The organism is Tessaracoccus yangjingae, assembly GCF_054483935.1.
This window is the reverse complement of the sequence record NZ_CM137014.1, coordinates 2,191,008-2,206,200: the sequence shown is the minus strand read 5'-3', so window position 1 is coordinate 2,206,200 and position 15,193 is coordinate 2,191,008. Positions and strand designations below refer to the sequence as shown.

The 15,193-nt window shown below is 65.8% G+C and carries 8 protein-coding genes and 1 pseudogene; 4 read left to right on the top strand and 5 right to left on the bottom strand.

From position 1 onward, the window contains the following. Positions 1-693: 693 nt before the first annotated feature. Both ACX1D3_RS09795 and ACX1D3_RS09790 read right to left on the bottom strand, forming a co-directional pair. Positions 694-1,080: a hypothetical protein gene (locus tag ACX1D3_RS09795; protein WP_458993700.1), complete on the bottom strand. Its 387-nt coding sequence runs from the start codon at positions 1,078-1,080 to the stop codon at positions 694-696. A 21-nt stretch (positions 1,081-1,101) separates the two neighbouring features. Next, the gene (locus ACX1D3_RS09790; protein ID WP_458993699.1) at positions 1,102-1,821 is read right to left on the bottom strand and encodes an HNH endonuclease; all 720 of its coding nucleotides are present in this window, start codon (positions 1,819-1,821) and stop codon (positions 1,102-1,104) included. 160 nt (positions 1,822-1,981) lie between these two features. Here ACX1D3_RS09790 and ACX1D3_RS09785 point away from each other — a divergent pair, with 160 nt between their 5' ends. Continuing rightward, positions 1,982-3,655: an AIPR family protein gene (locus ACX1D3_RS09785; RefSeq protein WP_458993698.1), complete on the top strand. Its 1,674-nt coding sequence runs from the start codon at positions 1,982-1,984 to the stop codon at positions 3,653-3,655. A 673-nt stretch (positions 3,656-4,328) separates the two neighbouring features. Here ACX1D3_RS09785 and ACX1D3_RS09780 read toward each other — a convergent pair. Next, positions 4,329-4,643: pseudogene (locus tag ACX1D3_RS09780) on the bottom strand (hypothetical protein); the annotation flags it as partial. A gap of 153 nt (positions 4,644-4,796) precedes the next feature. Here ACX1D3_RS09780 and ACX1D3_RS09775 point away from each other — a divergent pair. Together ACX1D3_RS09775 and ACX1D3_RS09770 are read left to right on the top strand one after the other, a co-directional pair. Beyond that, complete coding sequence (locus ACX1D3_RS09775; RefSeq protein WP_458993697.1) at positions 4,797-6,098, top strand: ISL3 family transposase; 1,302 nt, start codon at positions 4,797-4,799, stop codon at positions 6,096-6,098. 121 nt (positions 6,099-6,219) lie between these two features. Beyond that, positions 6,220-7,539 carry an ISL3 family transposase gene (locus ACX1D3_RS09770; protein ID WP_458993696.1) on the top strand — a complete coding sequence of 440 codons (1,320 nt, stop codon included), beginning with the start codon at positions 6,220-6,222 and terminating at the stop codon, positions 7,537-7,539. Here the strand turns inward: ACX1D3_RS09770 and ACX1D3_RS09765 are convergent. Continuing rightward, on the bottom strand, positions 7,476-11,729 hold the full coding sequence (locus tag ACX1D3_RS09765; protein ID WP_458993695.1) for a class I SAM-dependent DNA methyltransferase: 4,254 nt from the start codon (positions 11,727-11,729) through the stop codon (positions 7,476-7,478). The genes ACX1D3_RS09770 and ACX1D3_RS09765 overlap by 64 nt on opposite strands. Continuing rightward, complete coding sequence (locus tag ACX1D3_RS09760) at positions 11,722-14,556, bottom strand: helicase-related protein (protein ID WP_458993694.1); 2,835 nt, start codon at positions 14,554-14,556, stop codon at positions 11,722-11,724. The genes ACX1D3_RS09765 and ACX1D3_RS09760 overlap by 8 nt, the downstream gene beginning before the upstream one ends. 258 nt (positions 14,557-14,814) lie before the next feature. Between ACX1D3_RS09760 and ACX1D3_RS09755 the strand changes: the two genes are divergently transcribed. Further along, positions 14,815-15,174, top strand: a complete 360-nt coding sequence (locus ACX1D3_RS09755; protein ID WP_458993693.1) for a hypothetical protein — start codon at positions 14,815-14,817, stop codon at positions 15,172-15,174. Positions 15,175-15,193 lie beyond the last annotated feature (19 nt).

Genomic DNA, 15,193 nt, shown 5'->3' with positions numbered 1-15,193 from the left:
CTAGCGAAGATAGCCCTTCTAGCAACGCCGCGCGGACCGGATCGGCCTGATGGAAGCCTCGCTTGCGGTCGTGCCAGCGCCGGATCACCGCGTTCGGCCCTCGCGACGATGACGTGGGTTTTGGTCCAAGGACAGCCCCTTGCTGACGCTCCAACGTGAGGATGCGCATGAACCGCCCGGTGGAGAGGACAACGAACTCAAGCGAGCAGTGCACACATTGAAAGCGATAGCTTGGCACGTCGCCAAGCTTGGGCGATGACGGTTGTCTGATGACTGGGCCTGTCAGTCAACGCCTCGGTAGCGCTATCCCCGCTGGAGGAGCCGGTGTACACAGTCACGCACTCACATGACGCGATGTGTGGCCAGGTCCTGGAGAGAGATCAGGTAGGCCCTACGGCGCACGCGGACGCACTCGCGCTCCACAGGTCTTGGACCTCTTCTCCGGTCCAGAAGCTACTGGAAACTGCCTCCGCGGGCGACATCAACGTTACGTCCGCAACCCACCCCAGGTCGGAGGCATCAGCTACTAGGCGACGACGAACAGTGACTGCGTCCCTTTCAGCCCCCACCGGATGCATGATCGCCAAGTCCACGTCGCGTGCTCTCGCAGTGCACGGCAACCCTGTGCACTTCGTGGCGCTGCCGAAGACGCCTACGCGCCAGTCTGATGGGACGACGCTGGCGACAAGCGTCCTAACGCCGCTCAGGCGGCACGTAGTCGAGGAACCGGTCACCGTCGTAGTACACCGCCCCGAGGAACTCCTGCGTCCGAAACAGCCCAACGCCCAGATCGCGGCAGTACTCCTTCGCCTCTGGAGAGTACTTGTTATGCCCCATCGTTGACACGATGCAGTTCGTGTCCTCTGACTCCTCGAGAATCTCCATCACGTCAGCCACTGAAAGCATGTACTTGTTGGTGAAGTACACGCGCAACGTGGGTTTGCCGTCGCGCTCGACCACGAAGTGATGGTCGTCAAGCTGCTTCACGCGCACGACCACGCCTCGCTGGCTTAGCGACTTCCTCAAGAACTCGCGCTGCTGCGGCCGAGGTCGCTTCTCGTAGTAGCCAATGTCAGGCATCCGCACACCCCTCGATCCCGCCTAGTCGATGAAGAGATTCTCCACCTCAGAAGGGTACCGTGGTGCCGCCACTCCGACATCGACCCCAAGGTGTCGGTCTTCGAGACCTCGCCGGTGGGTGTCGAAGGCCGAGACGACTTGGTGTTCCTCAGCGCGCAGCAAGCGTGCATTTGCCTCAAACAACGCTGAGAGTCGAGTGTTATTCGGGAGGATGAGGCATTGAACCTGTCGCAGCCACGTCGCCGAGCCTTCCGGGGTCGCTCCAGCTTCCGACTCCGGTCCGTACCGCTCCCACACTGATCGATTCTGCGCCAACACCCGTTGCAACTCCATTCGCGCACCGGCTCGAGTATCGAAGACCCGGATCGAGAGCAACTCCCGTAAGCGTCGCTCGTGAGCGACCTTCCAACCGTTGAGTACCGCCACTGAGTACTCCTCCGGAGCTCGGTCCACGATGGTGTGGCAGTTCGGGCACAGCAAGATGAGGTTCTGGAAAGCCACCAACTCCGACGTTGCGACTTCTCCATCCCCACGAGGGCCGTCATCGCTCGCGGCGACGATGTGCGCCACTTCCGCGAGTTTCACGGCATCCCCACCACTCGGCAACTCGTGCCACAACGAACCGGTGGGGCAGCTGGGTCGTTCGCAGAACCCGCCGGCAGCACCCACGAGTCGGACTACGACGTCTCGCTTGATGTTGCGCCCTCGGGCCCTTTTGCACTGCGCGATCAACTCAGTCATGTCAACATCATGTCAGTCTCTGCGGCCGCGTACCGCTCCGGATTCGACAGTTGGCGTGTAGACCGATGAACTGCGCACGGATCTGCCGCTGCCCGCGCGTTCCATGCTGCCCCGCGATGAGCGGGCGGTCGAGGCCAACGTTGCGGGTAACCTGTCGCGCATGAAGCCGACTGATCTCAACTACAACCACTTGTCCAAGAGAGTCGCCCGCGTCACTGAGCGGACGGGGCTTGGAGAGTCGGCCTCGTTCCTCGTGTGGTTCCTCGAGAACGTCTATAGGCTAGAGGAGACTGACGCGCGGGACGCCGTCTGTGACCACTCGAACGACAAGGGCATCGACGGGGTCTACGTCGATCACAACAACGAGGAGATCCACTTCCTTCAAGCCAAGATCCGGCAGAGCGACACAGGCAAGATCGGCGACGTCGGCCCGAAGAACCTGATGGGCTCGGTCGCTCAGTTCGATACCGTCGACAAGGTGAAGACGATCCTCGCTGGCAATGCCGACGACGAGCTGAAGCGGCTGATCACCCGCATCCAGTTGGCCGACATGGTTAGAGCCGGCTACCGCCTCGTCGGCGTCTACGTCACCAACGAGTCCCATAACACCGATTCCGAAGGCTACGCGGCGGTCACGCCCGACCTGTCGATCTTCGACCGCGATGAGATCGCCGCGCGGATGGTCGAGGTGGACACGACCGAGGGCAAGAAGGGTGCATTCACCTTCGACACCTCCTACGTCGACCCGCTGGAGATGAAGGTCGGCGCCGGCAAGGACGACCCCACGATGTTCGTGTTTCCAGCGAGGGCGCTTCAGCTCGTGCACATGGACGGCATCGCAGACGGCTCGCTATTTCGGGAGAACGTGCGGTACGGGCTAGGCAACACTAGCGTCAACAAGGCAATCCGTGGCGCCCTAGTCCACAAGGCAGGGCACGCAAACTTCATTCTCGGGCATAACGGACTGATCATCCTGTGCTCGTCTGCCGACAACTCCAAGAGCGGGGAGCTTACGATCGAGAATTACTCCGTGGTGAACGGTGCGCAGAGCCTGACGAGCTTTTACAACGACAAGTCCAAGCTCACCGATGACCTCCGCGTGCTGGTGCGGGTCGTTGAGGTCCAGGACGAGGCGCTGGCTCGCCGGATCACAGAGAACAGCAATAACCAGAACGCCATCAAGCCGCGCGACCTCCGCTCGAACCACGCGATCCAGCTCAGGCTCCAGAGGGAGATGAACGACGCCAACGGCGACTACTTCTTCGAGATCAAGCGGGGCGAGAAGGCGCCGGCCGGCACCACAGTTATCACCAACGACGAGATCGGACGTGCGCTCCTAGCGTTCGATGTGCAGGAGCCGTGGTCCGCACACCAGATCTATAAGGTCTTCGACGAGAAGTACGCCGAGATTTTCGGACGCCCGGAGGTCACCGCGCAGCGAGCGATCTTCGTGCACCGGCTGATGGGTGTAGTCGATAAGACCCTGCCGAAGCTCAAGAACCGGCCGATGGCGTCCTACACGCTGACTCGGTACTTCATGCTCTACCTGCTCTCGCAGATCCTGCGTGACAATGACGCCTCGCGTCCGTACGTGGCGAAACCAGCTTTGCTCACCGCGCCGCAGATGGAGGAGTTCCTGGGAAAGTGTGAAGAGATCCTGAAGACCGTCGTGGTTGACCTCAACGTCGAGTCCAAGTCGGTGGACTTCGACTACAAGTCGATCCTCAAGAGCCCTAGACAGGCCGGGGAGCTAGCGCAGTCGATCTTGGCGAGCTATGAAAAGGACGTCGAGCGGGAGAAGGCCGAGACGTTCACCGATTGGACGCCGAGCTAGAACGGACCACCGCTCACCCCTAACCTTCCTTAGTGTGTGACTGGGCACATCTCGGTCGCCTCTAGGCCCTAAAGCCTGCGTGGCAACCGCAGTCTGATCTGCCGCGCCGCGGAAGATGGCTGTCGGTCTCTCGCCGCGTCGCGCTTGTGGCCTAGCAGGCAGGACATTGCGGCGCGGGGGCATCAGTAGGTTGCGGGCTTCGAAAGCCTCACAGATGCTGGGGGAAGTCAAGAGGCTGGACGTTGAGGATCCTTCTTGCTCGAGGGAGCTTCACCACGAAGCCGACAGCAGCAACGATAATGGCCGCGTCATCCACGAAACCCACAGCCCAGCACTGTTCAGATGCGAGGTCACCCTGGGAACGCCGTGGAGGTTAAACCGGCGACGAGCGTGGCACCCAAGGCCCTCTTCACCTTCTCGGACTACTCAAAACGAGGACCCCGGCGGCAGATCCACCAACAACCGAGGTCGCGCCGGTGTTGCAGCGCTACCACTCCGCTTGCGTCAGAATCGGTATCGATCAAGGCCCTAGAGCGCACTGGATCACTCCTTAGACTCGGTTGATCCCATCCTTTCACTGGCTAGTGGAGTCAGGCGCAGGGTATGGCGGGGACCAACGAGAACACCAACGGACTCCCGCGAGACTACTTCCGAAATGGAGCCGAACTCAGCATCACAAGGCCGAGGACAGCGCTTCGAGGCGAGCCATCGCGGTGTGGAAGTCGGCTTCTCGGTCGCGGGGGGCGAACGGGAGTTCGTATGTGTAGACCGTGCCCGCAGGGTGGGTGGCGGTACGTTCCACCTCGGTGAGCTTGTCACCCTTCTTGCGCCACAGCTGCCGCACCTGGGTCGGGACCAAGCGGCCGTTGGCGTCGTAGATGTAGTCGTTCTGGTCGTAACCGTGTAGGACCGCGAACTGGGTGCGGTAGATCGTGCTGAGCTCGTCGGCCGTGACGCCGAGCATCGTGGCCATGAGGGCGTCAATCTGGCTCTTCACAGAAGGCAGTGGATTGATGGGCCGCGTTTGAGCGGCGGCTGACCCGGGTCAAGGATCCCGTCCCGGGTGCCCTGGGTCGAGGAGGGGGCCCTCGGGTTGGCAGGATGAAGGTGTCTACGCCTCATCTGAAACCCAAGGGCCCTTGTGCGAAACGCTACCCCACCCTGCCTCGATACGTTCTGCCGGCTCGATCGTCTCGGGCTGACCGTGACCGCCCAGCGCGTCGAACCCGACCACACAGTGCTGCGCTGCCGCCCCACCACACCGCCGTCGCCGTGTCCGGGGTGCGCCGGGCCAGGGGTGCGGCACGACGCGGTGCTGCGTCGTCTGGCGCATGTGCCCTACGGCTGGAAACCCACGATCCTCGAGGTGATCGTGCCTCGATATCGCTGTGTCCCGTGCCGAAGGGTGTGGCGCCATGACATCCGGGCCGCGGCTCCGTCGAAGGGGAAACTGTCGCGTGACGCGATCATGCAGGCCGTCAAGTCCATCGTGATCGACCGAATGTCGATCGCACGGGTCGCGGCCAACCTCGGCGTCGCCTGGAACACCGCCTGCGACGCGATCCTCGCCGCCGGCGCCGACCTGCTCATCGACCATCCGCAGCGCCTCGACGGGGTCACCACGGTCGGGGTCGATGAGCACGTCTGGCGACATACCCGCCACGGCGACAAGTACGTCACCGTGATCATCGATCTCACTCCGACCAGGACCAGAAGCGGCCCGTCGAGGTTGTTGGCGGTGGTCGAGGGCAGATCGAAACAGGCCTTCAAATCCTGGCTCGAAGCCCAAACTGAGGCCTTCAGGGACACGGTCGAGATCGTCGCGATGGACGGCTTCACCGGCTACAAATCCGCCGCCGTCGAAGCGATCGACACCGTCACCACCGTGATGGACCCCTTTCATGTCGTGGCCCTGGTCGGGGACAAGCTCGACCGCTGCCGGCAACGCGTCCAGCAAGAGACCCTCGGGCATCGGGGCCGCTCCGGGGACCCGCTCTACGGGATCCGTCGGGTCGCCCGGACCCGCGCTGGGCTGCTCACCGAGAAGCAACAGCGCCGGCTCGCCAAAGTGCTCGCCGACCAGCGTCACGTCGCGTTCGAGACCACCTGGAGCGTCTACCAGGACGTGATCGACGCCTACCAAGCCGACGACCCCTCCGAGGGGAAGAAGATCATGACCCGACTCATCGACACCATCAAGACAGGAGTCCCCGCCGGCCTCGACGAACTCCGCGTCCTGGGCCAAACCCTTCATCGACGCCGCGACGACATCCTCGCGTTCTTCGACCACCCCCGCACATCCAACGGCCCCACCGAAGCGATCAACGGCCTCCTCGAACACCTCCGAGGCACCGCCAGAGGCTTCAGAAGCATCGTCAACTACATCGCCCGCTGCCTACTCGACGCAGGCGGGTTCAGACCCCAAATCCACCGCCTTCTGTGAAGAGCCGTCAAGGCTCATCACAGATGAGGGTGTAGGGGGCTGTTCGGCGCGTCGGGCCGGGTAGGGGTCGAGGTCTCCCGATGATGGAAGTTCTCACACTGCCCATCTGGAAGACCTCGACGTGTCTGATGCTACCCCTGAGGCGGGGTTCGCCCGCCCTGACCTGACCTCGTTCTGCCGCCTCGACGAGCTCGGCCTGGAGGTCACCGGCCAACTGTTGGAGCCTGGCCGTGCGGTGCTCGCCTGCCGGGTCGTGGAACCGGATCAGTGGTGCCGACGCTGCGGCTGCGAGGGCCTCGCGCGTGACACCGTGACGCGGCCGTTGGCGCATGAACCGTTCGGCTGGCGGCCGACCACGTTGCTGGTCACGATCCGTCGCTACCGCTGCACCGGCTGCGGGCATGTGTGGCGACAAGACACCAGCCGCGCCGCGGAACCGCGGGCGAAGCTGTCACGCCGCGGGCTGCGGTGGGCGTTGGAGGGCCTGGTCGTGCAGCACCTCACCGTCGCCCGCGTCGCCGAAGGGCTCGGGGTGTCGTGGAACACCGCCAACACGGCGGTCCTGGCCGAAGGCAAGCGGGTCCTGATCGACGACCCGACCCGGTTCGACGGCGTGAAGGTCATCGGCGTGGATGAGCACGTGTGGCGCCACACCCGCCGCGGCGACAAGTACGTCACCGTCATCATCGACCTGACCGGCATCCGCGACCGAACCGGGCCTGCCAGGCTGCTCGACATGGTCGAAGGGCGCTCCAAGCAGGCATTCAAGCAGTGGCTGACCGAACGCGACCAGGCATGGCGCGACAGAGTCGAGGTCGTCGCGATGGATGGGTTCACCGGCTTCAAGACCGCCACCACCGAAGAGCTGCCCGACGCTACTGCCGTCATGGATCCCTTCCACGTGGTCCGTCTCGCGGGCGACGCCCTCGACCGATGCCGGAGACGCGTCCAACAGGCCATCCACGGACATCGAGGCCGCACCAGTGACCCGCTCTACTCGGCGCGCCGCACTCTGCACACCGGCGCCGACCTCCTCACCGACAGGCAGAAGGACAGGCTCACTGCCCTGTTCGCGGGCGATGATCATGTCGAGGTCGAAGCCACCTGGGGCATCTATCAACGGATGATCGCGGCCTACCGTGAACCCGACCGGACCAGAGGCCGGGCCATGATGACCAGTCTGATCGCTTCCGTCAGCCAGGGCGTCCCCGCCGCGTTGACCGAGGTGATCACACTCGGCCGAACACTGAAGAAGCGAGCCGACGACGTGTTGGCCTACTTTGACCGGCCCGGCACCTCGAACGGTCCCACCGAGGCCCTCAACGGCCGCCTCGAACACCTCCGCGGATCAGCCCTCGGCTTCCGCAACCTCACCAACTACATCGCCAGATCACTGCTCGAGACCGGCGGATTCAGACCCCGACTACACCCCGGATTGTGATGAGCCGAATAGATGCCATCGACGTGCGTGGCGCCAGGAGGGATTAGCGCCGCCACTAGCGTGCGTTCCCCCGTGTTAGCCGCCATGCATCGCCAAGCCACGCGGAATAGGTCTCGGACCAGGATCCCGTCCCACGCGCCGTACGCCGCGTCATAGTCCGATTGGCGTCCCGCTGGCTTGTACGCCGTCACTGGCAAGGCAGCCGAGAGCAACGCTTCGAGGTCAACGGACGACCAGTCCTGCTGGTGGAGCATGGTCGAATTCGGTGACTTGTAGAATGGATTGCCCACAAACAGGTGCGGACCTTGAAGGATGGCTTCATTCCAATGGGCTAGGCCCCAGTCCTGAACGAAGCGTCCCTTCTGGCGATCCATCTTCTCGTGCCACCCGCTCGAGAAGCGCAGCCCCAGCCGAGACACGCGGCTCGACAGCGCCAGGTGAGCCAAAACTCCGGCCGATGAACGGTTGACGGAGTAAAGCATACGCGTGGTGCGGATCGGAACATCCGACTCCTCGAGCACATCGCGCCAAAGCTCGAGCACACTCTCATCGACGCGCTGGATTCGGGATTGATGTGGCCGTCGATCCCAAAGCCCTTCGTGCTTGAACCCTGGTTCTGCGCCCGTTCCATCCTGCGTCAAGGACCTGGTAACGACTTCAGGGTGGTAGATGCCGGACGCATTCAAGAAGCTAGGCTCTTGATGTTGGGAATACACGTTCACGCTGAAGACCTTCTGATCCTGAACCTCGTCGAAGAGCTTGAGTTCGTTCATGAAGGCCCAGTGTCGACGCAGCCGACGATACGTTTCGTCCCTCATTGGGCCAGCGCGCTCGTCAGTGAAATGTGTATCTAGATGGATCAGGCCCGTCGTGCCCTGCGGTGAAGCGTTCGCCCAACAGCGGCTCATGAAGCAGCGATACAAGTCGGGCTGAAGACCCGTCACGACCGGATATGTGGTCACGTGACCTACGAACTCAGCAAGAGCGCCTATCTCCGCCGCGCCCGCCACCAAGGTTTCAGCTGCTCCGACAATCCGAAGAGTCTCCTCCCGTCGTGCGGCGCGAGCAGTCTCAGATGGCTTGCGTGCCAGCTGCCACCAGGGATCCCTGTCAGCGAGCAGCGCATCAATGTCCACCGTGGGCCTCACCCAAGGAGGATTGCCCACCTGCAGGTCGAAGCCTCCGCGGCCGAACACCGTCGCGAAGTCGAGCTGCCAGTGGAAGAAGCCTTGCTCCCTCGCGACGTCCTCGCAGACAAGCAGCCACGCGTGGTCCGTCAGCACGTCCTCAACGCGCCGTGCGCCGGCGCCAGCGAGTTCGAAGTTCTCTTGGTCGGCCATCGCCTCCCATTGGTCGCCCGGGGACAGCGTGCCCATCCCCTGCTTCGAGCCGCGGGAGGACAGCTTCTGCGTGCCGAGGATGCCCTGGGCGGCGTCGATCCACTGGTCGAGCGTGGGCGGGGCCACCTCGTCGCCGGTCAGCGGCCAGAACCAGAGTGCGGTCCAGGCGTCCATCATGCGGCGGAGTCGACGGTAGGCGCCGTCGACGTCTGCGAGGGACTCTTCGATCTGTTCGCGGGTCACTGTGCGGATAGGCGCGTTGCTCACGGGGTTTCGACGCGGTTGCGCGGCTCGTTCCTCGCCGGCGACCGGCTCAACCAGCGGGAATGGCGGGTCAGCCAGTGGGTTTCCCCACAGCTTGATGTGACGGGCGGACTGTTCTTCGGCGACCTTCAGGCGACGGTAGGCCATCGCCCACAGCTCCTCGGCCTGGTGGGAGATCGCTACCAGCTGGTCGAGCTGCCTCTTCGTCGGCTTGCCCTTGGTCGCCTTCCGCCACGCCTTAACCTTGGCCACCCGGTCGGGGACGAGCTCCTTCGCCTCTTTGGACTCGGATGTCGCTCCCCAGCCTGCGGCTGGCAGCAGCCAGTGGTGGATGCGGCCGCCCGAGCCGCTGAGCTCGGGGCGGTCCTGCTCGATGCGGGCGGCGATGTCGGTGAGCGGCTCCGCCGTGGGCGGGGTGGTGAGCCAACGCTTGTCGCCCACCTGATCGCGCGTGTAGAAGGAGCGCGAGGCCCCCACCAGCGAGTTGCCGCGGCGCAGCCGCAGCCCGAACCACGGGGCCTGGAGTCCTTCGGCCATGGTGTCCAGCCACAGCGTGATCTCCGCGAACTCGACCGCGGTGGCGTTGAGGTCCACGCCGTAGACGTTGTGCAGCGCGAGGTAGGCCTTCACTTTCTGCAGTTCGGCCGGGTAGACGTCGGGGTCGATCCGCTCCCCCAGCTCCTCCTGCCGGCGCTTGAGGTACTGCTCGGCCAGCTGCCGAACGGCCTCGATTGCGAACGCGCCGGAGCCGAGCGCGGGCTCACAGACGCTGAGTCCCAGGATCTCCTCGGCGGTGGTGGTGTGGCCGTCCTGGTCCAGCAGCTCGGCGAGCGCCTCGGAGACGGTGAACTTCGTCAGCACCTCGGGGGTGTAGTAGGAGGCGGAGCGCTGCCGCTGGCGGCCGGAGAGCCGGAAGACGAACTGGCCACGGGTGTAGCGGCGGCGGCTCTTCTGGCCGGTGACGGGGTCAGTGTCGAGGACGAAGTCCTTGTCGGCCAGGTGGTCGGCGCGGTCCACGGGCACCACCCAGGAGCCCTTCTCCGGGTTGCCGTCGCGGGCCACCTCGTAGAGGTCCACGTCCGCGAACGAGCCCGTGTAGCTCATCAGGCCCTCGTAGACGGCGCCCAGTTGGTTGATGCCGAGCTCGACGTAGCTGATGAAGCCGCGCTCCTTGCCGGAGCGTTCCTTGCTGAGCAGGAGTCGGCGCAGGACTTCCTGGAGGGCGTGGTTGCCGAGGCCGACCTCGTCGATGAGGGAGGTGGCCTGGGGTGAGAAGAGGTCGGCGCGGAGGGGTTGGAACTCGAGACCTCGTTCGACTAGCCGGTCCGAGTTGGTGTGTTCGTACTCGCGGTCTTCGGTCTCTGCGTCAGGTTGCGTTTCATAGGTTTCGAGACGCTCAGTCGCTTCGCTCCTTCGCTCCTCAACCAGCGGGGAAGGGTCCTCAGCCAGCGGGGAGCGGGATGAGCTGTCAACCAGCGGGGAGGGGTCCTCAACCAGCGGAATATTGTGGCCGCGGTCGACGAGGCGGAAGAGGAGGGCCAGCGACTCGTACAGGTGGGTGCCGGAGCGGGCGCGCGGCGAGGCCAACTCCACCTGCACCAGCTCCCGGAGCCGGTCGAGGGAGTAGCCGCGGGCGTAGTCGGGGTCGCCGACGGGCAGGATCTTCAGCTCCGGCGACGCCTCCGCGTAGAGGAGGAACAGGATCCGGTAGAGGAACCGCAGCGACTGCAGCGCCAGCGGCTGCGCCTGGCTCTGCGGCAGCGGGTCGAGGCCCTGGGCGCGCCGTCGGTCCACCACCTCGTTGGCGATGAGCTCGATGGACTCCCGCACGCCTTCGCGCAGGTCGGCGGAGACCCCGACGGTGTGGGCGACGGACGCCTCCAGCGTCGCGGCCCACCAGATGTTGCCATCGGCGTCGGGGGCCAGCGACTCGACGTCAACGGCCACCAGCGCCCGGTCGATCTCGCCGCCCTGCTTGGTGTCGCCCCGCTCGGCGACGGTGTGGAGGTCGACGGCCAGGTAGCGGCCCTCCGGCCATCGGGACGCCTCGGCCACCACCAGCCAGCGGCCGGCCATAATGAGCGCGAACTTCGTCTCCTCGTGGTCGAGGAACAGGGTGGAGACCAGCTTGGTGGCCGAGGTGATCGGGTCCCCGTCGTCGACGACGTAGGGCTCGGCGAGGGTGTCGGCGTGGCGGGCGAACAGCTCGTCGAGGGTCGCGGCGGGCTTGGCCTCCACGAGGGCGAGGGTGGGTTCGAGGCCGGGTGAGCGCAGCAGCCGGACGGGGCCGTTGATCGTCGTCTCGTAGGGGCCGGGTTCGTATCCGAGGACGCGGCGGAGGTCGGCGTGGAGGACTGCGGCGGCGTCGGGGTCCGGGTCGTCGTCGGCGTAGAGGGCGGCCATCGCGGTGGCCAGCTTGGAGCGCTCGGCGGTGAACCGTGACTTGGTGGTGGGGTGCTCGGCGTCGCGCCACTGCTTGACGCGGTCCAGCACGCGGGCCAGGTAGGACTCCTTGCGGGCGTCGGTGGTGAAGAAGTGCTCACTGATCCAGTCCTCGACGACGAGGAGGGCGTCGCTGTCAGCCATGGGTGGCCTCCGGGGTGTCGGCGGGGAGGACCACCAGCAGGGGGCGCACCAGCTGACGGTCGGGGGTCATGTCGCGGCTCAGCCGCTCCTGCGCGTCGACGAGCGCGCGGCGGCGGCGCACCTGGTCGCGCTGAATCAACGCCTCGGCCTCGGACTGCCACTCCTCCGCGCGGGCCACCCACTCGTCGACCCGCGCCTTCGCGGCGGACTCCGCGGCCTGGAACTGGAAGCGCAGGGTGTCCTCGGCGCGGTCGACGGCGGGCCGGACGAGGTCCATGTCCGGGAGCTGGACGGGGCCGGGGTTGCTGCGTTCGCCGATGACGCCGGCGTCGGCGAGCATCTCCCCCGCCGTCGCGTGGACCTCGACGAAGGGCGTGGCGCCGTGGAACTGGGCGGACAGCCACGACGAGGCCACCACCTGGCCGCGGCGGTTGATGAGGGTGCCGTTGAGCAGGACGGTGGGCACGTCGACCTCTCCACGGACGGCGAAGGTCTCGCCGCGGGCGAGCCGGGACAGGGCGCGGTCGGCGGCCCAGTCGAGCACCGGGTGAAGGGGGCCGAGGTAGTGGGCCTCGGGCCAGGAGGAGGCGCTGGCGTCGGTGAGGGCGGCGTCGAGGATGGTGCTCGCGGCGTTGGGCTCGGTGACGAGCTGGAGGCGCTCGAGGACGTTGCGGTCGGCGAGGTAGCTCTGCGGGAGCACCTCGAAGCGCTGGCGCAGATCCGCGGGTGGGACGAACTCGACGATGTGCTCGGCCTGGTGCTCGCGCCAGGCGACGCCGCCGAGGTCCCGCGGGAGCGGCCTGTCCTCGGGTGAGGGGTAGTACTCGTGGAGGGCGTCGCGGAGGAAGTCCACCGGCTTGGCGTAGAGGAGGTGGTCGCCGACGACGGCGGGCTCGGGCTGATCGTCGGCGTCGTCGTCGAGGTACTGGGCCAGCCAGTCGTCGACGCTGGTGGCGATGTCCTCGGGGCTGGCCACCACGTCGTCGAAGCTCTTGGACCCGGCAAGCACCTGGCGGATAGCCTCTTCCTCGGCGGTGACGCTGTAGCGGCCCATGAGGCTGGCGGCGTCGCCGAGGGCGCGGTGGGCCTCGTGCTCGCGGGCGACGAGCGCGGTGAGGACGCGGATGTCGCCGGAGAAGCGCTCGTTGGCGGTGTTGAGCAGCAGGGTGGTGATCTGCGGGGGCTGCTTCTGGCCGTAGCGGTCGATGCGGCCGTTGCGCTGCTCGATGCGGATGAGGCTCCACGGGATGTCGTAGTGGATGAGGTGGTGGCACTGCTTGTGGAGGTTGACGCCCTCGGAGGCCACGTCGCCGGTGACGAGCACGCGGATGGGTGAGCTGGTCTGCTTGAAGCTCTCGACGATGGCCTGCTGCTGGTCGTCGGCCAGGCCGCCGTGGAGGACCTCCACCTGGTCCGGTTTGAGTCCGAGGTCCTTCTCCAGCTTGACCTGGAGCCAGTGGAGGGTGGCGACGCGCTCGGAGAAGACGACGGCGCGCATGGGAGAGGCGGGGCCGACGCCGACCTCGTCGCGCAGGTAGGAGACGAGGGCCTGGTACTTCGACGAGGTGGCCGTGGTGGCGTCGTTGAGGACGGCCAGGCGTCGCAGGGCCTCGGCTTCGCGGTGGGCGGCGGGCGTGTGGTCAAGGCGTTCGATGCGGTTGCGGAGGGTGTCGCGGAGGGCTGCGGGCGAGGACAGAAAGGCCTTGGCCAGCGTCCACGGGAAGAGCGAGCCGTTGGCGCCGGAGTAGGGCGAAGTGGTCGTCGGGCGGAGCCAGGTGTCCACCAGTTCGTCGACGACGGCGTCCTCCTGCGGGGAGGCGTCGATGAGGCGGTTGTCGGGTTCGAGGCGCTCGGCCCAGTCGGCGCCCACCTCCTCGGCCACCTCGGCGCTGTGGCGGTGTCGTCGGATGGTGAGCTGCTCGACGCGCTTGGCGTCGAGGTCGCCGTCGGCCTTGACGGCGGTGGGGTCGAGGAGGCGGACCAGCTCGGCGAACGATTCCCGCGACCCGTTGTGCGGGGTGGCGGAGGCGAGGATGAGGGCGTCGGCCTGCGGCGCGAGGATGCTGGCCAGGCGGTTGTTGAGGGTGGCGGTGTTGGTGACGTTGTGCGACTCGTCGATGACGACGGCGTCCCAGTGGTGGCGGCGCAGGTCGTGGACGAAGCGCTCCTGCTTCAGCGTGTCGATGGAGATGATCACGCGGCGGAAGTAGGAGAACGGGTTGCGGTTGGCGGGCAGCTTCTGCTTGACGCGGGCCACGCCCTGGGAGTCGAGTCGCACGAACGGGATGGCGAAGCGGCTCCACATCTCGTGCTGCAACTGCTCCAGCACGTGGCGCGGGGTGACCACGAGGATCCGCTCCCCGCGGCCGCGGCGGATGAGCTCGGAGAGGATCATGCCGATCTCGAGGGTCTTGCCGAGGCCGACGGCGTCGGCGAGGAGGATGCGGGGCCGCAGTGTCGCGGGGTCGAGGGCCTTGGCCACGGCCTTGTGCTGGTAGCCGAGTTGGCGGGCGAGCATGCGGGGTGAGACGGTGAGCGAGTCGTCGCTGAGCGGGACGGCGGTCTTGCGGAGCGTGGACTCCACCCAGAGCCGGGAGCGGCGGTACTTGGGTGAGTCGTCGGCGCGGACGGTGGTGTCGCGGGGGTCGTTGAGTTTGATCCGGTCCAGCGAGGGGTAGAAGACGGCGTCCTGGCCGCGGACCAGGTCGGAGAGGCCCTGGGCGTTGAGGACGGGTCCGTCGGACGACTCGTCCACTGACGTGATCAGCCAGTCCTCGTCGCGCACCACGACGACGTTGCCGGGTGCGAAGGTGTTAGCGCTACTCATCGTGGGATGGAGCCTATCGGTCGGGCTGGTCACTGTGGGGCGTGGGAGTCCAGGACACAGGTTTCGACCCCCGAAAGAGTGTCTAGTTCTACTCGCGGCGGCAACCTCTGAACATGGTGCATCAAGGATGGACTTTGTTTAGTTCATTTTGCCGTCCATCTGAGTGAACAAAGTGAGGAACGCCCGTTCATCGACGGCCACGACCGCACCGGCCGGCTCGCGTTGAACCTCGTGCTCGTCAGGCTCGGCCACCCGCCGGTGGTGATCCTCAAGGAACAGCGAGCCGCTTATCTGCGGGCCATGCAACAAGCAGACAAGGGCGATGTCGGAACCCTCGGCGAGATCCTCGCCCGCGGGATGATCGACAACCTGAACCGCTTCATCATCCCCAACGTGGCCGGCCCCGCGAAGCTCGTTCCCATCGCGGCCCTCGTCGACGCCGACCTCAGTCTCGTCGCCATCCGCGCCGCCGCCCAACGCGGCCGGCTCGAAGCCCACCAACGCAGTGACGGGCAATGGCTCAGCTCCCGCAGAGCCGTCGACGTCTATAAGGAATCACGCCGCCAAGGAGCCCGCCTCAGCACAACGAGGCGCACCCCCCTCGCCACCGACCTATGATCGAGGAAACGACAGTGTC

What these genes read in the sequence shown, in the direction of transcription:
- ACX1D3_RS09790 (WP_458993699.1), bottom strand. Translation starts at nt 1,821, where the DNA reads ATGACTGAGTTGATCGCGCAGTGCAAAAGGGCCCGAGGGCGCAACATC.
- ACX1D3_RS09760 (WP_458993694.1), bottom strand. Translation starts at nt 14,556, where the DNA reads ATGAGTAGCGCTAACACCTTCGCACCCGGCAACGTCGTCGTGGTGCGC.
- ACX1D3_RS09785 (WP_458993698.1), top strand. Translation starts at nt 1,982, where the DNA reads ATGAAGCCGACTGATCTCAACTACAACCACTTGTCCAAGAGAGTCGCC.
- ACX1D3_RS09765 (WP_458993695.1), bottom strand. Translation starts at nt 11,729, where the DNA reads ATGGCTGACAGCGACGCCCTCCTCGTCGTCGAGGACTGGATCAGTGAG.
- ACX1D3_RS09795 (WP_458993700.1), bottom strand. Translation starts at nt 1,080, where the DNA reads ATGCCTGACATTGGCTACTACGAGAAGCGACCTCGGCCGCAGCAGCGC.